The organism is Sphingopyxis sp. GC21 (assembly GCF_025727575.1).
Lineage (GTDB): Bacteria > Pseudomonadota > Alphaproteobacteria > Sphingomonadales > Sphingomonadaceae > Sphingopyxis > Sphingopyxis terrae_A.
On record NZ_CP095845.1, the window covers coordinates 1,142,047 to 1,166,312 of the forward strand.

A 24,266-nucleotide genomic window follows, 5' to 3' on the forward strand; every position below is an offset into this window, starting at 1 on the left:
ATGACGCTTCTCGCCGGCCTTACGCATTTGCTCGCCGGGCTTGGAACCTTGGGCTTTTCGGGCGCCGCGATCTGGCTGCTCGTGCGGCCGCGCGCGCGCATGGCGGCCTTGCTCACCGCACCGCGCGCCACGATTGCGGCGGCGGCGGCGATGGCCGTGTGGTGCGGCGCCTTGTGGCTCGCGGGGCCGGACAGTGCGGCCGCGCTCGTCGTGCAACCGCTGCGCGATGCGGCGATCCTGCTATGGCTCGGCGCCAGTTTCTGGAGTGCGGCGGCGCCGATGGGGCGGCCGTTGCGGCTGGTTCAGCGACTGCTGCTGACCATCTGTTTCCTGATGTTCGGTATCGGCGCGCTGTCGATCTGGCAGGGCGGCGATGCGGCTGAATCCTGGGCGGCGCCGACGCTTGCGATTTCGGCGATGATCGTCGCGACGGGCGGGTTGATCGTCGTCGATGGCGGCGTGCGCCGCGCGAGCGCCGCGATCCGCACCCCGGTGCTGGCAATCGCCGGCGGCTTCGCGATGCTGTGGACCTATGAGCTCAATATCCAATTCATCGGGGCGCTGACCGGCACCCGCGCGACGACGCTGATCGCGCTGCTTCCCGCGGTCGCGCTGTTGATCCTGCCGCTGTTCGTGCTCGCCGCGATGGACGTCGGGCGCGAGCGTATCCGCCTGTCGCGCAGCGTCGCGGCACGGGGGATGCTGCTGCTTGCGGCGGCCGCCTATCTGGTGCTGATCGGCGTCGTCGGGGCGGTCACGCGGCTGATCGGCGGCGATTATGGAGAGGCGGCGCAGGGGATCTTCCTGATCGCGGCGCTGGGTATCGGCGGGCTGCTGCTGCTGTCGGCGCCGACGCGTGCCTGGCTGTCGGTGATGATCTCCAAGCATTTCTTCGAGCACCGCTATGATTACCGCGCCGAATGGCTGCGCTTCACCGCGACGCTGGGCCAGTTCGGTGAACGCGCGGGCGATGGCGTGGAGGGGGGCGAGGATGGGGGCGATCTCCACCGCCGTGTCGCCAAGGCGCTCGCCGAGCTGACCGGCAGTCCTGGCGCGCTGCTGCTGGTACCCGACGGGCAGGGCGGCTTTCGGGCCGCCGACCGGTGGCGCTGGACCGACGCGGGCGAGGGCGAGGGGCAGGGCGATGCGTCGCTGTCGCCGCGATCGGCCTATATGCTTCAGGAAACGCGGCACATCGTCGATCTCGACGCCGAACGCGCGGGCAAGCGGCAGGGGGCTGAGGATCTGGCGATTCCCGACTGGCTGCTCTCCGACCCGCGGGCGTGGGTGGTGGTGCCCGTGCTGCATTTCCAGCGAATGATTGCGGTCGTGGTGCTCCACCGCCCGCCGGTGTCGCGCGCGCTCGACTGGGAGGATCTCGACGTGCTGCGCATCGCGGGCCAGCAGGCGGCGAGCTATCTGGCCGAAGCGCAGGGGCAGCAGGCGCTGTCGGAAGCCAAGCGCTTCGACGAATTCAACCGCCGCTTCGCCTTCATCATGCACGACATCAAGAATCTGGCGAGCCAATTGTCGCTGCTCGCGCGCAATGCCGAGCGCCATGCCGACAAGCCGGAGTTTCGTGCCGACATGATCGAGACGCTGCGCATTTCGGCGGGGCGCCTGTCCGATCTGCTCGAACGACTGTCGCCGCGCGGCCGCGGACCCGCGGGCGAGCGCGGACGCGTCCTGATCGAGCCGGTGCTAAACGACGTCGCAGCCGAAGTGCGCGCGCGCCGCGCGCTGTTCGTCGGGTGTCAGGCGGGGCTGACGGCGTGGGGCGATGCGGCGTCGATCCGGCAGATCGTCCAGCATCTCGTCACCAATGCCATCGACGCCTCGCCGTCCGATACGTCAGTGCAACTGATCGCAGTCGCCGAACAGGGCCGGGTGCGGATCGATGTCATCGACCAGGGCAGCGGCATGACGCGCGCCTTCATCCGCGACGAACTGTTCAAACCCTTTGTGTCGACCAAGGATGGCGGCTTCGGGCTGGGGGCGTTCGAGGCGATGGGGCTGGCGCAGGCGATGGGCGGGCGGATCGAGGTGACGAGCGAGCCGGGCAAGGGCAGCGATTTTTCGCTGTGGCTGCCGCTCGCCGACGGGCGCGACGCGGTGAATGACGATCAGGACGACAGGAAAGCAGTAAATCAATGAGCGACACCGGCGCGCCCCGCCCGAAACTGCTGGTCGTCGAGGACGATCCGGGGCTGCAGACGCAGCTCAAATGGGCCTATGAAGATTATGAGGTGCTGGTCGCGGGCGACCACGACAGCGCGATCGACCTGCTGCGCGCGGAAGAACCTTCGGTGGTCACGCTCGACCTCGGCCTGCCGCCCGATCCCGACGGAACGCGCGAGGGCTTCCGCATCCTGCAGGCGATCCTCGAGCTGAAGCCCGATACCAAGGTGATCGTCGTTTCGGGGCATGGCGAGCGCTCCAGCGCCCTTGCCGCTATCGCAAGCGGGGCTTGGGATTTTTATCAGAAACCGATCGACATCGACGAACTGGGCCTGATCGTCCGCCGCGCCTTTCACGTCCGCGCGCTCGAGGTCGAAAATGCGCGGCTTGCCGAGGCAGGGACGGGCGACAACCGCGTCCTCGGCGGCATGATTACCGGCGCCCCCGAAATGCAGAAGGTTGCGCGCACGATCGAGCGCGTCGCCAACCTCGACGTGTCGGTGATGCTACTCGGCGCCAGCGGCACGGGCAAGGAATTGCTCGCGCGCGGGCTGCACGAGGCGAGCGGGCGGCGGGACGGCGCTTTCGTCGCGATCAACTGCGCCGCCATCCCCGAAAATCTGCTCGAAAGCGAATTGTTCGGGCATGAAAAGGGCGCGTTCACCGGCGCGGTCAAGACCACCGAGGGCAAGATCGAGCTGGCGCACGGCGGCACGCTGTTCCTCGACGAAGTCGGCGACATTCCGCTCCCGCTGCAGGTGAAGCTGCTGCGTTTCCTGCAGGAACGCACGATCGAGCGCATCGGCGGCCGCAAGCCGATCGCGGTTGATACGCGCATCGTCTGTGCAACGCACCGCGACCTCGACGCGATGATCGCCCAAGGTGCCTTCCGCGATGACCTTTATTACCGGCTCGCCGAAATGGTGGTGAAGATCCCCGCGCTCGCCGAACGGCCGGGCGACGCGGTGCTGCTCGCACGGCATTTCCTGCATAAATATGCGCCCGAAATGAACCCGGCGGTGCGCGGCTTTGCACCCGATGCGTTGCAGGCGATCGATGCGGCCCGCTGGCCGGGCAATGTGCGCGAGCTGGAAAACCGGATCAAGCGCGCGGTCATCATGGCCGACGGCAAGCTGGTGACGAAGGACGATCTCGACATTGCGGGGCGCGGCGACGAGCCCGGGGAAAGCCACCTCAATCTGCGCAGCGCGCGCGAAGCCGCCGACCGCGTGGCGATCCGCCGCGCGATGACGCAAAGCGAGGGGAATATCTCGCTTGCCTCCAAATTGCTCGGGATCAGTCGCCCCACGCTTTACGACCTGCTCAAGCAATATCGGATTCAGGCCTGAATGGCATGGCGCGGGCCTTGGCTGGCCGTGCTGGTCGCGGCGTCGGCGCTCGCCGGCTGCGCCGCGCCGCAGCCGCCGGGTTCGCGCACCGACCTGCAGGAGCGCCGCGCCGAACTGCAACGGGCGGTCGCTGACGATCCGCAATCGTTCGAACCGCGCATCCGGCTGATCCGCATATTGTTCCGGCTCGGCGACGGAGTGGCGGCCGAGGCCGCGGTCAAGGCGACGATCGATGCGGGCGGCAATCGCGCCGTGCTGCGCCCGCTGCTCGCGCGCGCCTATGCGATGCAGGGCGACGGCCGCCGCGCCTTCGAGGAACTCGACGGCGGTCCGATCGCACCCGAAATGATGGGCGAGGCGGCGTGGGTCGCGGGCAACGTCCATCTGGACAATGGCGACCTTGCGTCGGCGCGCGACGCCTATGACCGCGCGGTGCGCGAACTGCCCCGCGATTCAATGCTGTGGGTCGATGTCGCGCGCTTCCGCAATGCCAATGCCGATATCAAGGGCGCCCGCGATGCGGCCGACTATGCGATCGAACTCGATGGAACGAACAGCGCAGCGCTGGCACTCAAGGCCAATCTCGTCCGCACCGAGGAGGGGCTGCGCGCATCGCTGCGCTGGTACGACGCGGCGCTCGCCGCCGATCCCGACAATGCCGGGGCGCTGATCGATCAGGCCGCGACGCTCGGCGATATCGGCCGCTATCGCGACATGCTGGTCGCGTTGCGCCACGCCGCGACGCTGATCCCCGGCGATCCGCGGATCTATTATCTGCAGGCAGTGCTCGCGGCGCGCGCCGACGATTATCAGCTCGCGCGCAGCCTGCTCCAGCGCACACGCGGGCAGATGGACGACGAACCGGGCTTCATGCTGCTAAGCGCCATCGTTGAGCTGCAACTGGGCGGCGAGGCAGTCGGCGCGAGCTGGGCCGAGCGGCTGCTTGCCGAACAGCCCGACAATTTCACCGCGCGGCGCGTGCTGGCCGCGGCGAACTGGGCCGATGGCGACGACGACGGCGCGATGGCGGCGCTGCAACCGATCGTCGATCGCGGCGATGCCGATAGCTGGTCGCTGCTGCTTGCTGCACGCGTCGCTGCCGAAGAAGGCCGAGGCGGCGTATCTGCGGATTATCAGGCGCGCGCCGCCAGCCTGGCGCGCGGCGAGGCTGGACCCTTTGCGGTCGATAACGACTATGGCCTGGTCGCGATGGCGGCCGATGCCGCCCCGCTCGATCCGGCAAAGGCGATCCCGGCGATCGCGGCCGACATGGCAAGCGGCCAATATGCCCGGGCCATCGCGCGCGCGACGCGGCTGCGCGACGCCAATCGCGGCGTCGCCGACGCGCATATCCTGCTCGGCGACGCGGCGCTGGCGGGCGAGCGCTATGATCTTGCCATCGCCGCCTATCGTGCCGCGCGCGACCTCGACGCGGGGGAGCGCACGACGCTGCGGCTCGCCAACGCGCTCTATCGCTCGGGCGATCCGGCGGGATCGGGCGCGGCGATCCTCGCGCTGCGCAATCGCCAGCCATCGAGCCTCGCCGCCGAACGGCTGGCGGGGCATCTGGCGATGGACTTGCGGCATTGGGATCAGGCGATCGCCCATTTTGACCGGGTGCGGCAACGGATCGGCAACCGCGACGTGGTCATCCTGCGCGAACTGGCGCGCGCCTGGGCCGCAAAGGGCGACGACGCCCGCGCACTGCCGATGATCGCGCTCGCCTATCGCCTGCAGCCGCTGAACGCCGACATCATGCGGCTCTATGCCGATCTTCTCGAACGGCGGGGGAAGGATCAGGCGGCAGCCGACCTGCGCGACAAGGCCGATCAGATCGGGCGGTGATGCAGGGGAAGTTGGAGCGGGTAGCGGGAATCGAACCCGCCTAGCTAGCTTGGAAGGCTAGAGCATTACCACTATGCTATACCCGCTTCGCCAAGGTGCGCGCGATTGCCAGTTTGGGGCGGGGTCGTCAAGCGGAACGCGCAGCGGTGATTGAGAACATCGTGGCAACATGCTAGGAATCGGCGTGTGAGCGAGACCGGCGACAGTGAAGCGGACGGCGGCGAGGCGCCGGTTCGCAAAATCATCCATGTCGACATGGACGCCTTTTACGCCTCGGTCGAGCAGCGCGATGATCCGGCGCTGCGCGGCAAGCCCGTCGCGGTCGGCGGATCTTCGCGGCGCGGGGTGGTCGCCGCCGCATCCTATGAAGCGCGCAAATTCGGCGTCCGGTCGGCGATGCCGAGCATCACCGCGAAGCGCCAGTGTCCCGAGCTGATTTTCGTGCCGCCGCGGTTCGACGCCTATCGCGCAATATCGCATCAGATCCGCGCAATCTTTCACGACTACGCCGACGATGTCGAACCGTTGTCGCTCGACGAAGCCTATCTCGACGTGACGCGCGACAAGGCGGAACTGGGCAGCGCGACGGCGACCGCGCGGCTGATCCGGGAACGCATCCGCGCCGAAACCGGCCTGACCGCGTCGGCCGGCGTGTCGTACAACAAGTTCATCGCCAAGCTGGCATCGGATCAGAACAAGCCCGGCGGGATGACGGTGATTCCGCCGGGGAAAGGCGCGACGTTCGTCCAGACGCTGTCGATCCGGCGGTTTCATGGCATCGGCCCCGTGACCGCCGCGAAGATGGAGGGGCTCGGCATCTTTTCGGGCGCCGATCTGGCGGCGCAGGACCGCGCGTGGCTGGCGGCGCATTTCGGCAATAGCGCCGAATGGCTCTATAACCTGGCGCGCGGGGTGGACCATCGCCGCGTCCGGTCGAACCGGCCGCTCAAGTCCCTCGGCGGCGAGCGGACCTTCTTCAACGATCTGGTCAGCGACACCGAAATTCGCGAGGCGCTCGCCCATGTCTGCACCGTGGTATGGGACCGGGCGGCGAAGAAGCGCGCGCGCGGGCGGACGGTGACGCTGAAGCTGCGCTATGCCGACTTCCGCACGATCACGCGCGCAAAGTCGGTGGCAGCGCCGATCGCCGACGGGGCGGCGTTGCTCGCGGCGGGGGAGGCGATCCTTGCCCCCTTGCTGCCGGTCGAGCAGGGGATCCGGCTGCTCGGCGTGACGCTGAGCAAGTTCGAGGGCGAGGAAGAGGAGAGCGACGCGGCCGCTGCGCCCGCAGATTTGCTGAGCCTGCTCTGATGTAGGTCGCCCCAGCCTTCGCGGGGGCGGCGAGATTATTGGGCCGGTGCGAACACCCGTTCCTTGGTCGCGGTGAAGCGGATTGACGGGTTGCGCTGCGTCACATAGCCGACTTCCCACGCATCCTTGGCCATGAAGACCGGCGCGCCGTCACGGTCGGTGGCGGCGGCGCCGCGATTGTCGGCCTGGAACTGCTTGAGCGCGGCGGCGTCATCGCTGGCGATCCAGCGCGCGGTATCCCACGGGCTGGCCTCGAGCTTTGCCTCGACCTTATATTCGGCCTCGAGCCGACTGATCAGCACGTCGAGCTGGAGCTGGCCGACGACGCCCACGATCATGTTGGCCCCGATCGCCGGATAGAAGACCTGGATGATCCCTTCTTCGGCCATGTCGTCGAGCGCCTTGCGGAGCTGTTTGGTCTTGGTCGGATCGACGAGCGCGACGCGGCGTAGGATTTCGGGGGCGAAGTTCGGCAGGCCGGTGATCATCACGTCGCTGCGTTCGGAGAGGGTGTCGCCGACGCGCAGCGTTCCGTGGTTGGGGATGCCGATGATGTCGCCGGGCCAGGCTTCTTCGGCCATTTCGCGGTCCTGCGCGAGGAAAAGCATCGGGCGGCTGATCGCGATCGCCTTGCCGGTGCCGCCCTGCGTCAGTCGCATCCCGCGCTCGAACTTGCCCGAACACAGGCGCATGAAGGCGATGCGGTCGCGGTGCGCGGGGTTCATATTCGCCTGTACCTTGAAGACGAAGCCGGTGACGGCATCGTCGTCGGGGCGTACCGGCGCGGGTTCGGCAGGCTGCGGCTGCGGTCCCGGCGCATGCGCCGCGAGCCCGGCGAGCAGATCGACGACGCCGAATTCCTTGAGCGCGGAGCCGAAATAGACGGGGGTGAGGTCGCCGTTCCGATAGGCGTCAACGTCGAAGGACGCATAGCCCGCGGAGGCGAGCTCGATTTCTTCGTTGAACTGATCGAGCGCACGCGAATCGACCGCCGCCGCCAGCTTCGGATCGTCATGGCCGGTGAGCGCGATCCGTTCGCCCTCGAACGCCCGCGAGGCTTCCTTACCGGGGACCGCGAGCGACGGTTCGACCAGATCATAGAGGCCCGAGAAGGTGCCGCCCATCCCGACCGGCCAGTTCATCGGACAGACGTCGAGCGCCAGCCGGTCGGCGACCTCGTCGAGCAGTTCGAAGGGCGACTGGCCTTCGCGGTCGACCTTGTTGATGAAGGTGATGATCGGCACCGAGCGCAGGCGGCACACCTCGAACAGCTTGAGCGTCTGCGGTTCGATCCCCTTGGCGGCGTCGATCACCATCACCGCGCTATCGACCGCGGTGAGCGTGCGATAGGTGTCCTCGCTGAAATCCTCGTGCCCCGGCGTGTCGAGCAGGTTGAAGACAAGGCCCTGATGTTCGAAGGTCATCACCGACGAGGTCACCGAAATGCCGCGCTGCTGTTCGATCTTCATCCAGTCGGAGCGGGCGCGCCGCGCCTGTCCGCGTGCCTTGACCTCGCCCGCCATATGGATGGCGCCGCCCGCAACGAGCAGCTTTTCGGTCAGCGTCGTCTTGCCCGCGTCGGGGTGCGAGATGATGGCGAAGGTGCGGCGGTCTGGGTGGTTCTGGGACATGGCGCCGGGCGCCTAGCAGGTGGCGGCGTCAGTGGAAAGGGCTGACGCAGCATCGTGTCTTCCCGCAGCAGCGGCGCAGCGGCCCCGCTCGTCGCGTTCGGGAATGACGATCAGGCGTCGGTGAGGTCGAGCAGCGTCCGCGCGTCGAGGCCGATGCGGCGCATCTGCTCGGCGACCGGCGGCCAGACGTTGGTCAGGAAATCTTCGCGCATCAGCGTGCGCAGGCGATCGGTTGCACCCTCGGCGACGAACATGCCGACCCCGCGCTTTACCGTGACCAGACCTTCGTCCTGAAAGGTCTGATAGGCTTTGGCGACGGTCAGCGGGTTGGCGCCTTCCTCGGCAGCGAGCGACCGGACCGACGGGAGCATGTCGCCGTCGCGAAAGGTGCCGTCGAGAATCGCATTGGCGATCACGTCACGAAGCCGTTGATAAACGGGTTTGGTCTGATCGAGCATGCCGCCTTAATGCCATAAGACAGCAGCACAGTCAATTGAAGAAAATTAGTTTCTGCTGATATTAGGCGACACTAAATGTCCCAGGCGCTGACGATTTCGTCATAATCTGGACGCGGGCGTTCCGACAGGTCGGCGCAGGGGGTGCCGATAAAGAAATAGCCGACGATCGCGTCGCCTTCGCGCAGCCCGAATGCGGCGCCGACGTTCGGGCTGAACGCCGCCCAGCCGGTGAGCCAGCTGCCGACATAGCCGTGGGCGTGCGCGGCGTGGAGCAGGTTCATGCCGACTGCTCCCGCCGACATCTGCTGTTCCCACAGCGGGATCTTGCTGCCCGCGACGGGCGCCGAGACGAGGAGCAGCAGCGTCGGCGCCTGATGCGCAAACTGGTCGAGCGCAGAGAGATCCATGCCGGCCGCGCCGGGATTTTCGGCAACCCATGCCTGCTTGAGCAGCGCGGCAAAGGCATCGCGCTGTTCGGGCGCGATCGTGATGATGCGCCAGGGGGCGAGCTTGCCATGATCGGGCGTGCGCAGCGCGAGTTCGATGATCGCGCGCAATTCGTCCGCGTCGGGCCCAGGGGCGACCATGTCGCGCGCCTTGCCCGAGCGGCGCGTGGCGAGGTGGCTTTTCAGCGAAGAGGTGTCGTTGAACATCGCGCGCCATGTGGCGTCTCGCCCGCATCCGCGCAACCCCGCCGCGTCGGGCGCTTTGGTTTCATGCGCAATTAGATTCTTCCCATACGCAATTTTCGCGCTAGGTTGCCCCATTCGCGCGGCAGAAGTCCGCGGCAAAACCATCCGGGAAAAGGGACGCATATAGATGAAAAATATGGCCTTATGGGACGAGGGGGACTGGATCGCGGTTATCGCGCTGGTCATCCTGGGGGTCTTTTTGAGCATCGGCGCTTTGGTCGCCGCCAGCAAGAAACCTGAATTCGCCGGCCATCCCAAGGGCCTCTACATGCTGTTCTTTGCCGAGATGTGGGAACGCTTCTCCTACTACGGCATGCGCGCGCTGCTGATCTTCTACCTGACGCAGCATTGGCTGTTTTCGGACGGCAAATCGAACCTGATCTACGGCGCCTATACCGCGCTCGTCTATATCACCCCCGTGCTCGGCGGATATCTTGCGGATCGCTATCTGGGGCAGCGCAAGGCGGTGCTGTTCGGCGGTGTGCTCCTCGCCTTCGGCCATTTGTTCATGGCCTTCGAGGGCGATCACGGCATCACCGATGCCGCGACGAAGCAGGCCGATCCCGCGATCAACATCTTCTGGCTCGCGCTCGCGCTCATCATCGTCGGCTCGGGTTTCCTCAAGGCCAATATCTCGGTGATGGTCGGCCAGCTCTATCGCCTGACCGACATGCGCCGCGATGCGGCCTACACCATCTTCTACATGGGGATTAACGTCGGCGCGGCGCTCGGCACGATCCTCGTCGGCTATCTCGGCCAGAAGATCGGCTGGGCCTATGGCTTCGGTCTTGCCGGCATCGGCATGGTCGCCGGCCTGATCGTCTTCGTGCTCGGCAAGAATGTCCTGCTCGGCGCCGGCGAGGCACCCGCACCGCTCGCGAAATCCAAGGAGTGGAGCATCTATGGCGTCGGCCTTGTCGCCGTCGGCGTGATGTGGGCGCTCGTCCAGTATCAGGACGTGATCCAGACGTTGCTCGTCATTTCGGGCCTCGGCCTGCTCGGCTGGGTGCTGTTCCAGGCCTTCAAGCTCGAGAAGGAACCGCGCGAACGCATTTTCGCCATTCTGTTCCTGATCGCGCTCAACCCGCTGTTCTGGGGTCTGTTCGAACAGGCCGGCGGCAGCTTCAACCTCTACACCGACCGCTATGTCGACAAGGGCGGCGTTCCCGCTTCGGTGTTCCAGTCGATCAACCCCATCTACATCATCCTCTTCGCGCCGGTCTTTGCGGCGCTGTGGCAGTGGCTGGGCAAGCGCGGGCTCGAACCCTCGGCGCCGGCGAAATTCGCGCTGGCGCTCGCGCAGGTCGGGGCGGGCTTCCTCGTCTTCGTGTGGGGCGCGAGCAGCGTCGGACCCGAAGTCGCGACGCCCGTCCTGTTCGTCTTCCTGCTCTATCTTCTCCACACGACCGGCGAGCTGTGCCTGTCGCCGGTGGGGCTGAGCGCGATGAATCGCCTCGCGCCGTCGTTCATGGCCTCGCTCATCATGGGCGCCTGGTTCTACATGACCGCGGTCGGCAATTTCGTCGCGGGCAAGATCGGGGAAGCGACCGGCGGAGAAAGCGGCAACATGACCAAGGAGGCGACGCTCGCCATCTATCAGGAAATCGGCATCATCACGATCGGCGTCAGCGTCGTCGTGCTGGCGCTGTCGCCTATCGTGAAGAAGTGGATGCACCTCGACACGCTGCGCGACCGCGACGACAGCGTTGCCGGAGCTGGCGAACTTGCCGAACCGCAAGCGGCGGGGACGCATCCCGAACCGAAGGGGGCATAAGCACATGATCAGGGGCGTGAAGGGCAGTCTGCTGGCTGCCGTTTCGCTGGCGTTCGCGGGTTGCGCGGCGTCGGGCACCTCGGCGCAGTCGGCGGGCGACAAGCCCGCCGCGAGCGCCGAAAAGCCGGTGAAGTTCAACAAGGATCCCTATCCGTCGACCTATCACGCCTATGCAGGCCGCCCCACGGCGGTGCGCGGCGTGACGATCTTCGACGGCGAAGGCGGCCGCATCGACAATGGCGTCGCGCTGTTTGCCGACGGCAAGGTGGTGAGCATCGGCGGCCCTGATACGGCGACCCCCGCGGGTTATGACGTCGTCGACGGCAGTGGCAAATATCTCACCCCCGGCGTGATCGATATCCACAGCCACCTCGGCGTCTATCCGAGCCCGTCGGTCGATGCGCATTCGGACGGGAATGAGGCGACCAGCCCGACGACGCCCGAAGTCTGGGCCGAGCATAGCGTCTGGCCGCAGGATCCGGGCTTCAGCCGTGCGCTCGCCAATGGCGGGGTGACGAGCCTCCAGATTCTGCCGGGCAGCGCCAATCTGATCGGCGGCCGCTCGGTCGTGCTCAAAAATGTTCCGGCGCGCACGGTGCAGGGGATGAAATTCCCCGGTGCCCCCTATGGTATGAAGATGGCGTGCGGCGAGAATCCGAAGCGCGTCTATGGCAGCAAGGGGCGCATGCCCTCGACCCGCATGGGCAATTTCGCGGTCGATCGTGCGACCTGGGCCAAGGCCGCAGCCTATAAGAAGAAGCTCGACGAAGGAAAGCCGGTCGATCGCGATCTGGCGATGGAAACGCTCGCCGGCGTGCTGTCGGGCGAAATCCTGGTTCAGAACCATTGCTACCGCGCCGACGAAATGGCGCAGGTCATCGATATGAGCCACGAGTTCGGATATAAGGTGTCGGCGTTCCACCATGCGGTCGAAGCCTACAAGATCGCCGACGTGCTGGCGAAGGAAGGCATTTGTGCCGCCATCTGGGCCGACTGGTGGGGCTTCAAGATGGAAGCCTATGACTCGGTGCCCGAAAATATTGCGCTTGTTTACAAGGCGGGCGCCTGCACGATCGTCCATTCGGACGACGAAAACCAGATTCAGCGCCTGAACCAGGAAGCGGCGAAGGGACTTGCCGCCGGGCGGCGCATGGGGATGCAGATCAGCGACGAACAGGCGTGGACCTGGCTGTCGTACAATCCCGCCAAGGCGCTGGGCATCGCCGACAAGACCGGCAGTCTGAAGCCGGGCAAGATGGCCGACGTCGTGCTGTGGAACGGCAACCCGTTCAGCGTCTATACGCGGCCCGAAAAGGTCTGGATCGACGGCGCGCTGATGTTTGACGCGACCGATCCCAAGCGGCGACCGGTGAGCGATTTCGAGCTGGGGCAGCCCGGCGAGGGAGATGTGAAATGATGCGCGCGCTTCTGCTTTCCGCCGCCGCGCTGATCGCGGCCCCGGTCGCGGCACAGGATGTTGCGATCACCAACGCGCGGCTCGTCATCGGCGACGGCAGCGCCCCGATCGAGGGCGGCACAGTCGTCGTGCGCGGCGGCAAGATCGTCGCCGCCGGCGCGGGCGTTGCGGTCCCCGCAGGGATCGAGCGCGTTGACGCCGGCGGCCATTGGGTAACGCCCGGCATCGTCGCGGCGTTCAGCCGCGTCGGACTGGTCGAGGTCGATGCCGTGCAGGGCAGCAACGACCGCTCGGCGCGTCGTTCGCGCTTTTCGGCGGGTATCGACATCGCGCCCGCGCTCAACCCGATGGGCTCGCCCGTCGCGGTCAACCGCGCCGCCGGCGTCACCCGCGCGATCGTTGCGCCGGGCGACAGCAGCGGGCTGTTCGCGGGCCAAGGGGCGGTCGTCGATCTGGGCGACGACAATGACATGGTGACGCGCCCGCGCGCGCTGCAGTTCATCGAATTCGGCGAGGGCGGATCGTCGAACGCGGGGGGAAGCCGCGCGGCGACCTTCCTGATGTTCCGCGAACAATTGCTGGCGGCGCGCAGCTATGCCCGCAATCCCGCGACGCTTGCCGAATGGGGCAGCGACGCGCTGATCCAGCGCGCCGACGCCGACGCACTGGTCCGCGTGATCAACGGCACGACCCCGCTGTTCGTGCGCGTCGATCGCGCCGCCGACATATTGAACGTGCTGAAACTGAAGGTCGAATTTCCGGTGCTGAAGCTCGTGCTCGTCGGCGCGACCGAGGGCTGGCTCGTCGCCCGGGACATCGCTGCGGCGAAGGTGCCGGTGCTGGTCTCGCCGCTGAGCGACCTCCCCGCGAGCTTCGAACGGCTGGGCGCGACGCAATCGAATGCCGGGCGGCTCGAAGCCGCCGGCGTCGATGTTTCGGTTGGCGTGTTCGACGACGATGACGCGCACAAGATGGGTTATACCACGCAATATGCCGGCAACCTGGTTGCCCTGACGAAGCTGCCGGGCGCCAGCGGGCTGAGCTGGGATCAGGCGTTCGCCGCCATCACCAGCGCCCCTGCGCGGGCGGTCGGCATGGACGGCACGATCGGATCGCTGCGCGCCGGGCGCGTCGGCGACGTCGTGATCTGGGACAATGATCCGCTCGAACTCGGCAGCCGGCCGACCGCGGTGTGGATCGACGGCAAGCGCCAATCGCTCGTGACGCGACAAGACCGCTTGCGCGATCGCTATGCGACGCCGCAAGAAGGCGCATTGCCCAAGGCCTATGACCGGTAAGCGCCAGAGAGGCTGAGCGCGCCGCGAGATGAAGGAGGCGAGCCGATGAACCCCATGTCGCTGTTGATCGCAACCGCGGTGCTGTTTGTCGGCTCGCACCTCCTCCTGTCGCACCCGCTGCGCGACGGGCTGGCCAGCCGGCTCGGCGAGCGAGGGTTCCAAATCGTCTATTCGATCGTGGCCTTCGCCACGTTCATTCCGCTCGTTCAGGCGTGGCGCGCGATGCCGCCCGAACCGCCGCTGTGGATGGTCGACGATCCGCTATGGGCGTTCGCGACCTTGATCGTCCTCTTTGCGAGCATCCTGGTCATGGGGTCATTGATCGGCAATCCGGCGCTGCCGTCGCCGAAGGCGGCGTTCGCCGCCCAGGGGGCGCCGCGCGGGGTTTTCGCGATTACCCGTCATCCGATGATGTGGGGCTTTGCGCTGTGGGCGTTCGCCCACGCGCTCGTCATGCCGACGGGCGCGCAGTTGCTGCTGTCGGCGACGATCGCCTTCCTCGCGCTTGTCGGATCGGCGGGGCAGGATGCGAAGAAGGCGCGGTTGATGGGTGATGCGTGGCGCCACTGGGCGGCGCGGACGAGCTTCGTGCCGTTCGGGCGCCAGGTTGCGGGGGCGGCGCCGTGGGGCGATGCGATCCCGCGCGGCCATGCGCTGTTCGGCGGCATCCTGCTGTGGCTCGCGGCGACCTGGGGGCATGGCGCGCTCGGCTATATGGCGGCGGGCATCTGGCGCTGGATCGGCTGACCGTCATGAATGACGAAGCCCGGATCGCGGACATGGCGCTGCGCCTGCTCGGGCGCGCGTTCAACGAACTCGACGAACAGGAGCAGCGCGTCATCTGCGCCATCGCCGAACGCGCACCGACCAGCCGCAACGCGGGCGAGATCGACGATGAGGAAGCGAGCTTCGGTGACCGGCTGGCCGACCGGGTGGCGGCGGTCGGCGGTTCGTGGGGTTTCATCATCGCCTTCGGCGTCGTGCTCGTCGCGTGGATGCTGCTCAATTCGAGCGTCCTCGCGCGTGCGGGGCTCGTCTTCGATCCCTATCCCTATATCTTCCTCAACCTGATGCTCTCGATGCTCGCGGCGATCCAGGCGCCGGTGATCATGATGAGCCAGAACCGGCAGGCGGCGAAGGACCGGCTGTCGGCCCGGCTCGATTATGAAATCAACCTGCGCGCCGAACTGGAAATCATGCGCCTGCACGAAAAGATCGACCGCATGCGCATCGCCGACCTGGTCGAGAAGGTCGAAGACTTGAGCAAACGGCTCGATCGGAACGGGTAGGGGACGGTGGCGTTGGGGTGATGAGCCAGAACCGGCAGGCGGCGAAGGACCGGCTGTCGGCCCGGCTCGATTATGAAATCAACCTGCGCGCCGAACTGGAAATCATGCGCCTGCACGAAAAGATCGACCGCATGCGCATCGCCGACCTGGTCGAGAAGGTCGAAGACTTGAGCAAACGGCTCGATCGGAACGGGTAGGGGACGGTGGCGTTGGGGTGATGAGCCAGAACCGGCAGGCGGCGAAGGACCGGCTGTCGGCCCGGCTCGATTATGAAATCAACCTGCGCGCCGAACTGGAAATCATGCGCCTGCACGAAAAGATCGACCGCATGCGCATCGCCGACCTGGTCGAGAAGGTCGAAGACTTGAGCAAACGGCTCGATCGGAACGGGTAGGGGACGGTGGCGTTGGGGTGATGGGGTGGACGCCCCCCGGCGGCATCGATGTGCCATAGTGGAGGTGTTATCACACCACTAGAGGAGGCGTCCGTGTTGGAAGTTAGCATAATCGGATTGGATATCGCGAAGAATGTTTTTCATGCGCACGGCGCGGATGCGAGCGGGCGAGCACTGTTCAGCCGCAAGATCGGCCGAGGGAAGTGCTGGAGTTCTTTGCTGGGCACCAGCGTTGTACGGTCGCGCTGGAAGCCTGTGGGGGCGCGCACCATTGGGGGGCGGGAGCTCACACGGTTGGGATACAAGGTGAAGCTGATCCCGCCGGCGTATGTGAAGCCGTTCGTGAAGCGGAACAAGAATGATGCGGCGGATGCGGAGGCGATCTGCGAGGCCGCCCAGCGCCCGAGCATGCGGTTCGTGGCGATCAAGAGCGAAGAGCAGCAGGCGTCAGGCCTGGTGTTCCGGACCCGTGACCTGCTGGTGCGGCAGCGCACCCAGCTGATCAATGCCATCCGAGGTCATCTTACCGAATATGGCTGGGTAGCGCCCAAGGGTCCCTCGCATGTCGCGATGCTCGGCGATCTGCTTGAGGACGAGATGGCCTCGTCGCTACCCGAGGCAGCCAGGGCGATGTTCCGCACGATGCTCGACCTGCTGGAGGAGCTCAACGAGAAGATCGGCGATCTCGACAAGGAGATTGCGCGGCGGGCTCGTGAGGATGCCGTCGCGAGGCGGCTGATGACGATCCCTGGGGTTGGACCGATTACGGCCACTGCATTGGCGGCTCTGGCACCGCCGGCAGAAAGCTTCACCAAGGGCCGGGACTTTGCGGCGTGGCTAGGGCTGGCGCCAAGGCAGATGTCGACGGGCGGCAAGCAGAAGTTGGGCTCGATATCCAAAATGGGCGAGCGCACACTGCGGCGATTGCTCATCATCGGTTGCAGTGCGGTGGTCCTGCAGGCCAGCAAGCGAGGCGCGCCTCAAGGCTCCTGGCTCGAGCAGATGATGGCGAGGAAACCGCGTATGCTGGTCACGGTTGCCCTTGCCAACAAGACAGCGCGGATCATCTGGGCCGTGCTTGTAAAGGGAGAGGATTACAGAGCTCCGGTCGCAGCCGCGGCGTAAGCCAAGGCGGACCAGAGGTCGCCGGAAGGCGTAGTCGGTCGAAGGAGAGTATGGCACAACAGTCGGCGAGACGGGGCCGGAAGAACCAGGGCTTTCCACTGTGCCGCGAGCACGCTGTGGGTGATGTGGTTCCGGTCCGCGAACTCCCATACGGGCCCGCAGCCTCCGATGCTGCATTGCAAGGCCGGACAGATGGCCGCATCCGACTACGTGCACTACCTCCAAAAATCGCTTGCGTCTTTTGGGGCGTCCACAGATGGAAAGCGCCACCCTCCATTTTCGTCATCCCGGCGAAGGCCGGGATCTTTCTGGTGCGCTACCGCGATAGGGTGAGATCCCGGCCTTCGCCGGGATGACGGAGTGTGATCGAAATCCGTTTTTTCCCGTTCGTGTCGAGCGAAGTCGAGACACCCGTCGACACGGCGCCTAGTCCGAGGGGCATCTCGACTTCGCTCGATGCGAACGGGTTGGGGGAAGCATGAGTGTCCGCTTCAGGGTCGTTAGCGGACGTTGCTTCAGAACGTCGCCCCCGCGCAGGCGGGGGCCGCAATCGGCCTTTTTTGCGGCGCTGCGTAAACCGACAGCGGCCCCGCCTTCGCGGGGGGCGACGGGACTTGTTCCGGCCGAAACCCGAAACCCTACAGCCGCACCATCCGCATTCCCTGTTCGCCATAGCGCGGGCCGCTGGTGCCGCCCTTCGGCGCTGCTGCGTCGATCGCCGCAATATCGTCGGCGCTGAGGGTCAGGTCGGCGGCGGCCATGCTGTCTTCCATCGTGGCGCGGCGCTTGGTGCCGGGAATGGGGACGATGTCGTCGCCCTGCGCGAGCAGCCACGCGAGTCCGACCTGCGCCTTAGACACGCGGTGCCGGTCGGCGACTGCGCCGATCGCATCGACGATGCGCAGGTTGGCGGGCAGATTTTCCTCCGAATAGCGCGGGTCGTTGCGGCGCCAGTCATGCTCGGGCAGCTCGTCGCGGCTGCGCACCGCGCCCGCAAGGAACCCGCGGCCGAGCGGCGAATAGGGGACGAAGCCGATGCCGAACTCGCGGCAGACCGGCAGGATTTCATCCTCCACGTCGCGCTCCCAGATCGAATATTCGCTCTGCAAGGCGGTGATCGGTGCGGCCTTGGCGGCGCGGCGCAGCGTCTCGGGGCCGGCTTCGGATAGCGCGATGTGGCGCACCTTGCCTTCCTTGACCAGTTCCATCATCCCGCCGACGGTTTCCTCGATCGGTACCGAGGGGTCGACGCGGTGCTGGTAGAAGAGATCGATCGTGTCGATGCCAAGGCGCTGGAGCGAGCCTTCGCAGGCGCGCCGCGCGTTGTCGGGGCTGCCGTCCACGCCGACGATCTGCTTGCCGTCGAAGCGGAAGCCGAACTTGGTCGCGATGACAAGACCGTCGCGCTTGCCCTTGATGGCTTCGCCGAGCAGTTCTTCATTGGTGAACGGGCCATAGATTTGCGCGGTGTCGAAGAAGGTGACGCCCATGTCGATCGCGCGGTGGATCGTCCGCGTCGCCTCATCCATGTCGGCGGCTTCGCCATAGAGGATATTGCCGCCCTTGATCATCGGCATACAGCCGACGCCGATCGCCGAGACTTCGAGGCCGTGGCCGAGCTTGCGATATTTCATGCTGCTTCTCCTTCTGGTTCGTCGCGAACGCCGTCGGCGGCATATTTGGTCGCGGCGACGTCGGCGATAACATTGCCCAATGTCCGGAATATGTCGGGAAAGGTCTCGACCGCGACGAGCAGCCCCAGCGGCGCGACGGGCACCCCCATCGATACGGCAATCGGCGCGATCGATGTGACATAGCTGATCGATCCGGGCAGGCTGACCGAACTCAGCGCCGCGGCCATCGCGACGGCAAGGCCGACCGCCATCGTCCACGGCGACAGCGTCAGGCCGAACAGCCAGGCAATATAGACGACCACCGCCAGGTTCATCGCCGGGCTGGTAAAGCGGAAGAGCGCCACCGCGAGCGGCAGGACGATATCGGCCTTTTTGGGATCGACGCCCAGATCCTCGGTCGCGCGGAGCATCGCGGGCAGGCTGGCGAGCGAGCTTTGCGTTGACAGCGCGACGGCGAGCGTGGGCACCATCGCCCGGACGAAACGCGCCGGCGCGACGCCGACGACCAGCCAGGCGAGCGCGAGGCCGAGGAGAATACAGCAGACGCCAACGCCGGAGACGATCAGCACATAGTGGAGAAGGCCGCCGAACGCCGCGAGCCCGGCCTTGATTGCCAGCGCATAGCCGAGTGCGAACACCCCGATCGGGGCGAGCGCAAGCACCCAGCCGATGACGACGAGCATCGTGTCGCCCAATGCCTTGAACAGGCCCGACAGGCTGGCGCGCGCGTCGGGGGCGATGCGCGTCATCGCGAAGGCGAAGATGGTGGTGAAGACGATCAGCGGCAGGACAGTCGTCTCCGCCGCCGCGGCGATCGGGTTGGCGGGGATCAGGCCGAGGATGAAATCCGAAAAGGTCGGCGAGGGCGGCGCTTCGGTCGCGCCGCCGAGCCCGCCGCGCAGCGCCGCCGCGGCGCCCTGCGACAGCGGAAACAGGCGGAGCAACAGCGGCGTGACGAGCAGCGACATCAGGCCGGTGAGAAAAATCGATACCATGAAGATGCCGACCGACCGCGCCGCGAGCGTTCCCGCGCGCGCGGCGTCTGCGGTCGCAGTGATGCCGGTGATCAGCAGCGCGACGATTAGCGGGATGATCGTCATCGTCAGCGCCTTCAGCCACAACAGGCCGACGGTTTCGACATAGGGAAGCGACGCCGTGCCCGCTGTCGGGGCGGCCATGTCGAGCAGGATGCCGAGCAGCATGCCTGCAATCAGCGATGACAGGATGATCCATGCCGATTTCAAGTTCAAAACCTCCGGCCTGCTTGCCAAGCAAATATGGGTGACTTAGTGCCGTCCGGACTGCCGGGGTGGGCGAGCGTGAACCCCGAGGATTAGGAAGCGGAGACGGCATGCGCAAGTTTTTCGGAACCGACGGGATCCGGGGCCTGACCAACAAGGTGCCGATGACCGCCGAAGTGGCGATGCGCGTCGGCATGGCGGCGGGCGCGCATTTCCTGCGCGGCGGGCACAAACATCGCGTCGTGATCGGCAAGGATACGCGCTTGTCGGGCTATATGCTCGAAAATGCGCTGGTCGCGGGGTTCACCAGCGTCGGCATGGACGTGGTGCAGGTCGGCCCGATGCCGACGCCTGCAGTGGCGATGCTGACGCAGTCGATGCGCGCCGATCTGGGCGTGATGATCTCTGCCAGCCACAATCCCTTCCACGACAATGGCATCAAACTGTTCGGGCCCGATGGCTACAAGCTGTCCGATGCCGATGAAATGCAGATCGAGGCATTGCTCGAAGCGGCGCCGGCGCTTGCCGAACCCGCGCATATCGGCCGCGCCAAACGGATCGAGGACGCGCGCGGGCGCTATATTCACGCGGTAAAGCAGAGCCTGCCCGGCTCGGTGCGCCTCGACGGGCTGAAGCTGGTGCTCGATTGCGCCAATGGTGCCGCCTACAACAGCGCGCCGACCGTATTCTGGGAACTGGGCGCCGACGTGATCGCGATCGGCGTCGAACCCAACGGCACCAACATCAACGACCGCTGCGGATCGACCGCGCCGGCGCTGCTTCAGGAAACGGTGGTGGCGAGCGGCGCCGACATCGGGGTCGCGCTCGACGGCGACGCCGACCGGTTGATCGTCGTCGACGAAAAGGGCAACATCGTCGACGGCGACCAGATCATGGCGCTGATCGGGGCGAGCTGGGCGCGGCAGGGACGGCTCAAAGGCGGCGGCGTCGTCGCGACGGTGATGTCGAACCTTGGCCTCGAACGCTTTCTCGAGAGCGAGGGGCTGCGGCTCGAGCGGACCAAGGTCGGCGACCGTTATGTCCTCGAACGGATGAAGGCGGGCGGTTTCAACGTCGGCGGCGAACAATCGGGGCACATGATCCTGTCGGACCATGCGACGACGGGCGACGGGACGCTCGCCGCGCTTCAATTGCTTGCCGAACTCGTCCGCGCCGGACGACCGGCGAGCGAGTTGCTCCACCAATTCGACCCGGTCCCGCAGCTTTTGAAGAATGTGCGCTTCGCCGGCGGCAAACCGCTCGACGCGCCGACGGTGCAGGCGGCGATCGCCGAGGGTGAAACCATGCTCGACGGCCGCGGCCGCCTTGTCATCCGGGCCTCGGGCACCGAACCCGTCATCCGCGTCATGGCCGAAGGCGACGATGCGGGTGAGGTTGAACAGGTGGTCGACATGATCTGCGACGCGGTGCGCGCGGCGGCGGCGAATTGACAACCGAATAGTCTCATCCCGTTCGTGCTGAGCTTGTCGAAGCACCATTCTCTTCTCTATGAACCGAGCAGGAAGAACGGCCCCCCTTCGACAAGAGCAGGGCGAACGGCTTTTAAGGAATTTGTACATGCTTGAAATGCGACCCGATTGCGAACGCTGCGGCCGTGATTTGCCCGCGGACATTCACGGCGCCTTCATCTGCTCGTTCGAATGCACCTTTTGCGCGACCTGCGCCGACAAGCTCGACGAACGCTGCCCCAATTGCGGCGGCGACCTGCTCGACCGTCCGCTGCGCGAAGGCGCTGCGCTGGCGAAATTCCCCGCTTCGACGGAGCGAAAGTTCAAGCGTTGACCGCACGCGTTCTGATTATCGCCGGCTCCGATAGCGGCGGCGGTGCGGGCATTCAGGCGGATATCAAGACCGTCACCATGCTCGGCGGCCACGCGATGACCGCGATCACCGCGATCACCGCGCAGAATACGATGGGCGTGCAGGGCGTCCACGCGATCCCGGCCGAGATGGTGCTGATGCAGATCGACAGCGTCGTCGCCGACATCGGCGTCGACGCGGTGAAGATCGGCATGATCGGCAGCGCGGCAACCGCGGCGGCGGTCGCCGAACGGCTTCGCCGGCCCGACATGGCCGGGGCCGCGGTGGTGTTCGACCCGGTCATGGTCGCCACCAGCGGATCGGTGCTTGCCGACGCCGACACAATCCGCGCGTTCGAGGCGCTGCTGGACCGGGCGGCGGTGGCGACGCCCAATCTCGGCGAACTGGCGGCGCTCGGCGGCGAGGCGGCGGTGCTGGCGCATGGCTGCGCGCTGCTCGCCAAGGGCGGGCATGGCGAAGGCGACACCGTGGTCGACCGGCTGATCGAGGCCGATGTGGGCGAAGTGGCGCGCTGGGAAGCCCCGCGTATCGCGACGATGAACACCCACGGTACCGGCTGCACGCTTGCCAGCGCAATCGCGACCGGGCTGGCGCAGGGTATGCCGCTCGAGCCCGCGGTGGCGCGCGCGCGCGACTTCGTGCGGTTGGCGCTGATGGATGCGCCCGGATTGGGCGAGGGGCATGGTCCGATGGGGCAACAGGGGGTGCGGAACGACGGGCTGTTTACCGGCCCTGCACTCAACCAGATCACCCTGCCGGCGACCGATTATGCGGCTTCGGTGGCCTTCTACAAACAAATGGGGCTGACCCAGATCGTCGATAGCAACGCAAAGGGCTATGCCCGCTTCGAGGCTGCGAACGGCGTCACCCTCTCGATTCATGTCGGCGACGGCGACGCGGGCGGGACGACCACCTATCTGGAAAGCGGCGCGCTCGACGCCTGGGTCGCCTATCTCGCGCGGCGCGGGGCGCGCTTCGACCAGATGCCGCGCGACGAGGAATGGGGCTGGCGCGAGGCGCGGTTGACCGATCCCGCGGGCAATCGTCTGTGCCTCTATCAGGCGGGCGAATATCGGCGTTATCCGCCGTGGCGGATATGATCGTCGTCGGCGTCGACGAGGCGGGGCGCGGACCGCTCGCGGGTCCGGTGGTCGCGGCCGCGGTGATCCTGTGCGACGACGGGATCGACGGTCTCGACGACAGCAAGAAATTGAGCGCGAAGCGCCGTGCCGCGCTGGAGATCGAAATCAAGGCGCGTTGCCGCTGGGGCGTCGGCGAAGCGAGCGTGACCGAGATCGACAGCATCAACATTTTGCAGGCGACTTTCCTTGCGATGACGCGCGCGGTCGAGGCACTGGGGGTCGAGCCCGGCGAGGTGCTGGTCGACGGCAATCGCCTGCCCAGATGGCGCTGGCGCGCGCAGGCGATCGTCGACGGCGATGCGCTGCACCCTTGTATTTCGGCGGCGAGCATCATCGCCAAGGAGCATCGCGACCGCTTCATGGCCGACGCGGCGCGCCGCTTTCCCGGTTTTGGCTGGGAGACGAATATGGGCTATGGCACCGCGCAGCATCTGGCGGCGCTGCGGCAATTGGGGCCGACGCCGCTCCACCGCGCGAGCTTTGCGCCGGTCGCACAGCTGACGCTGATCTGACGGACGGGAGAGGGCGATGAGCGGATTTACGGCAGAGCATGTATCCGCGCAGACCGGTCGCCGCTTCCTCGTCACCGGCGCCAATGCCGGCATCGGTTTCGAAGTTGCGCGCATCCTGGCGGCGCGCGGGGCGGCGGTGGTGCTTGCCTGCCGCGACGCAGCGCGCGCCGAGGCGGCAATGGCGCGCATCGCGGACGATGTTCCCGGCGCCGACCTGTCCTTCGTGCGGCTCGATCTCGCCGATCTCGATCAGGTTCGCGAGGCGGCGGCCGTGGTACGCGCCGGGCCGCGCATCGATGTCCTCGTCAACAATGCGGGCGTCATGATCCCGCCGCGGTCGCTGACCGCGCAGGGCTTCGAATTGCAGTTCGGGGTCAATCACCTCGGCACCTTTGCCTTTACCGGCTTGATACATGGTCATGTCGACGACCGGATCGTCGTCACCGCCAGCCTGGCGCACAAGAGCGGAACGATCGACTTCAGCGATCTCGATGCCCGGCGCGGCTATCATGGCTGGTCGCGCTATCAGGCGAGCAAGCTCGCCAATCTGTCCTATATGTTCGAGCTCGATCGCCGGCTGGGCGCGGCGAGGCGGGCGACGCAGGCGATCGGTGCGCATCCGGGTGTCGCGCTCACCGAGCTGACACGCCATCTGCCGTGGCCGCTGCGGTCGATGACGCCGCTGGCCACGCCCTTCTTCAACAGCGCGGCGCAGGGCGCCTGGCCGACCTTGCAGGCGGCAACCGGCGCCCATGTGCAGGGCGGCGACTATCTGGGACCGCAGGGGCTGGGCGAGATCAGCGGCGCGTCGGGACCCGCGCGCGCGACCAAGGCGGCGCGCGACCCGAAGCTGGGGCGCGAATTGTGGGAGCGTTCGGTCGACCTCACCGGGGTCGATCCGGGAATTTGAACACGAATGGCGCTTGGTTGGGCGCCAAATCGAAAAAAATCTGCCGCTGAGTCCTGACGGCCACACCACCAGTGGTTGAGTCCCCGAGTCGCGCGAGACTCCATATGTCGTGGCAGACTCCTTTCGTTCTCGGCGCGTTAACCATTTCGAGAGGCGGAATCCCTAGAATCCTGCGCTTGACGGCGGACTCCGCCGGACTCATCAGGGGCTTCTTTCGGACAAGG

Annotated in this window: 21 protein-coding genes, 1 tRNA gene and 1 pseudogene; 17 read left to right on the plus strand and 6 right to left on the minus strand. The window is 66.4% G+C overall.

What is annotated here, in order from left to right; translation table 11 throughout:
- From prsK to MU856_RS05445, 3 genes are read left to right on the plus strand one after another with little or no spacing between them, the layout of a single operon-like run.
- Nucleotides 1-2,154, plus strand: coding sequence for an XrtA/PEP-CTERM system histidine kinase PrsK (gene prsK, locus MU856_RS05435; protein WP_254535898.1), 2,154 nt, complete (start codon nucleotides 1-3; stop codon nucleotides 2,152-2,154).
- Nucleotides 2,151-3,527: a PEP-CTERM-box response regulator transcription factor gene (gene prsR / locus MU856_RS05440; protein WP_217373355.1), complete on the plus strand. Its 1,377-nt coding sequence runs from the start codon at nucleotides 2,151-2,153 to the stop codon at nucleotides 3,525-3,527. The genes prsK and prsR overlap by 4 nt, the downstream gene beginning before the upstream one ends.
- On the plus strand, nucleotides 3,528-5,372 hold the full coding sequence (locus MU856_RS05445; protein WP_263588536.1) for a tetratricopeptide repeat protein: 1,845 nt from the start codon (nucleotides 3,528-3,530) through the stop codon (nucleotides 5,370-5,372).
- A 12-nt stretch (nucleotides 5,373-5,384) separates the two neighbouring features.
- On the opposite strand, the gene MU856_RS05450 is transcribed toward MU856_RS05445, so the two are convergent.
- A tRNA-Gly gene (locus tag MU856_RS05450) sits at nucleotides 5,385-5,458 on the minus strand.
- 100 nt (nucleotides 5,459-5,558) lie between these two features.
- Between MU856_RS05450 and dinB the strand changes: the two genes are divergently transcribed.
- Nucleotides 5,559-6,683 (plus strand): DNA polymerase IV, encoded by a 1,125-nt coding sequence (gene dinB, locus MU856_RS05455; RefSeq protein WP_263588537.1) that lies wholly within the window; start codon nucleotides 5,559-5,561, stop codon nucleotides 6,681-6,683.
- Nucleotides 6,684-6,718: 35 nt separating this feature from the next.
- Here dinB and MU856_RS05460 read toward each other — a convergent pair whose 3' ends face one another.
- From MU856_RS05460 to MU856_RS05470, 3 genes are all read right to left on the minus strand, one after another.
- The gene (locus tag MU856_RS05460) at nucleotides 6,719-8,314 is read right to left on the minus strand and encodes a peptide chain release factor 3 (protein ID WP_263588538.1); all 1,596 of its coding nucleotides are present in this window, start codon (nucleotides 8,312-8,314) and stop codon (nucleotides 6,719-6,721) included.
- 110 nt (nucleotides 8,315-8,424) lie between these two features.
- The gene (locus MU856_RS05465; protein WP_003043532.1) at nucleotides 8,425-8,772 is read right to left on the minus strand and encodes a GntR family transcriptional regulator; all 348 of its coding nucleotides are present in this window, start codon (nucleotides 8,770-8,772) and stop codon (nucleotides 8,425-8,427) included.
- A 71-nt stretch (nucleotides 8,773-8,843) separates the two neighbouring features.
- A complete protein-coding gene (locus MU856_RS05470) occupies nucleotides 8,844-9,425 on the minus strand; it encodes a nitroreductase (RefSeq protein ID WP_062902314.1) in 582 nt (193 codons plus the stop codon).
- Nucleotides 9,426-9,591: 166 nt separating this feature from the next.
- Here MU856_RS05470 and MU856_RS05475 point away from each other — a divergent pair, with 166 nt between their 5' ends.
- The 8 genes and pseudogenes from MU856_RS05475 to MU856_RS05510 all read left to right on the plus strand — a co-directional run bounded on the left by MU856_RS05475 (nucleotide 9,592) and on the right by MU856_RS05510 (nucleotide 16,761).
- A complete protein-coding gene (locus tag MU856_RS05475; protein WP_062902315.1) occupies nucleotides 9,592-11,238 on the plus strand; it encodes a peptide MFS transporter in 1,647 nt (548 codons plus the stop codon).
- Nucleotides 11,239-11,242: 4 nt separating this feature from the next.
- A complete protein-coding gene (locus tag MU856_RS05480) occupies nucleotides 11,243-12,655 on the plus strand; it encodes an amidohydrolase (RefSeq protein WP_202988275.1) in 1,413 nt (470 codons plus the stop codon).
- Nucleotides 12,652-13,953 carry an amidohydrolase family protein gene (locus tag MU856_RS05485; protein ID WP_263588539.1) on the plus strand — a complete coding sequence of 434 codons (1,302 nt, stop codon included), beginning with the start codon at nucleotides 12,652-12,654 and terminating at the stop codon, nucleotides 13,951-13,953. The genes MU856_RS05480 and MU856_RS05485 overlap by 4 nt, the downstream gene beginning before the upstream one ends.
- A gap of 45 nt (nucleotides 13,954-13,998) precedes the next feature.
- On the plus strand, nucleotides 13,999-14,700 hold the full coding sequence (locus MU856_RS05490) for an NnrU family protein (protein WP_263588540.1): 702 nt from the start codon (nucleotides 13,999-14,001) through the stop codon (nucleotides 14,698-14,700).
- Between the two features lie 5 nt (nucleotides 14,701-14,705).
- Nucleotides 14,706-15,242 (plus strand): DUF1003 domain-containing protein, encoded by a 537-nt coding sequence (locus tag MU856_RS05495; protein ID WP_062902317.1) that lies wholly within the window; start codon nucleotides 14,706-14,708, stop codon nucleotides 15,240-15,242.
- A gap of 17 nt (nucleotides 15,243-15,259) precedes the next feature.
- Nucleotides 15,260-15,439: pseudogene (locus MU856_RS05500) on the plus strand (DUF1003 domain-containing protein); the annotation flags it as partial.
- A 20-nt stretch (nucleotides 15,440-15,459) separates the two neighbouring features.
- Entirely contained in the window at nucleotides 15,460-15,636 is a 177-nt protein-coding gene (locus MU856_RS05505) for a DUF1003 domain-containing protein (protein ID WP_412072818.1), read from the plus strand.
- Between the two features lie 117 nt (nucleotides 15,637-15,753).
- Nucleotides 15,754-16,761, plus strand: a complete 1,008-nt coding sequence (locus MU856_RS05510) for an IS110 family transposase (protein ID WP_263588541.1) — start codon at nucleotides 15,754-15,756, stop codon at nucleotides 16,759-16,761.
- 638 nt (nucleotides 16,762-17,399) lie between these two features.
- Here MU856_RS05510 and MU856_RS05515 read toward each other — a convergent pair.
- Both MU856_RS05515 and MU856_RS05520 read right to left on the minus strand, forming a co-directional pair.
- A complete protein-coding gene (locus MU856_RS05515) occupies nucleotides 17,400-18,395 on the minus strand; it encodes an aldo/keto reductase (protein ID WP_062902318.1) in 996 nt (331 codons plus the stop codon).
- Nucleotides 18,392-19,639 (minus strand): dicarboxylate/amino acid:cation symporter, encoded by a 1,248-nt coding sequence (locus MU856_RS05520; protein WP_234179124.1) that lies wholly within the window; start codon nucleotides 19,637-19,639, stop codon nucleotides 18,392-18,394. The genes MU856_RS05515 and MU856_RS05520 overlap by 4 nt, the downstream gene beginning before the upstream one ends.
- Nucleotides 19,640-19,746: 107 nt before the next feature.
- Between MU856_RS05520 and glmM the strand changes: the two genes are divergently transcribed.
- The 5 genes from glmM to MU856_RS05545 all read left to right on the plus strand — a co-directional run bounded on the left by glmM (nucleotide 19,747) and on the right by MU856_RS05545 (nucleotide 24,042).
- A complete protein-coding gene (gene glmM / locus MU856_RS05525) occupies nucleotides 19,747-21,087 on the plus strand; it encodes a phosphoglucosamine mutase (protein ID WP_062902319.1) in 1,341 nt (446 codons plus the stop codon).
- Nucleotides 21,088-21,214: 127 nt separating this feature from the next.
- On the plus strand, nucleotides 21,215-21,439 hold the full coding sequence (locus MU856_RS05530) for a DUF1272 domain-containing protein (RefSeq protein WP_003051183.1): 225 nt from the start codon (nucleotides 21,215-21,217) through the stop codon (nucleotides 21,437-21,439).
- Nucleotides 21,436-22,578: a bifunctional hydroxymethylpyrimidine kinase/phosphomethylpyrimidine kinase gene (gene thiD, locus MU856_RS05535; RefSeq protein WP_263588542.1), complete on the plus strand. Its 1,143-nt coding sequence runs from the start codon at nucleotides 21,436-21,438 to the stop codon at nucleotides 22,576-22,578. The genes MU856_RS05530 and thiD overlap by 4 nt, the downstream gene beginning before the upstream one ends.
- Nucleotides 22,575-23,132, plus strand: a complete 558-nt coding sequence (locus MU856_RS05540) for a ribonuclease HII (RefSeq protein WP_058811756.1) — start codon at nucleotides 22,575-22,577, stop codon at nucleotides 23,130-23,132. The genes thiD and MU856_RS05540 overlap by 4 nt, the downstream gene beginning before the upstream one ends.
- A 16-nt stretch (nucleotides 23,133-23,148) precedes the next feature.
- Nucleotides 23,149-24,042 carry an oxidoreductase gene (locus tag MU856_RS05545; protein ID WP_062902322.1) on the plus strand — a complete coding sequence of 298 codons (894 nt, stop codon included), beginning with the start codon at nucleotides 23,149-23,151 and terminating at the stop codon, nucleotides 24,040-24,042.
- Nucleotides 24,043-24,266 lie beyond the last annotated feature (224 nt).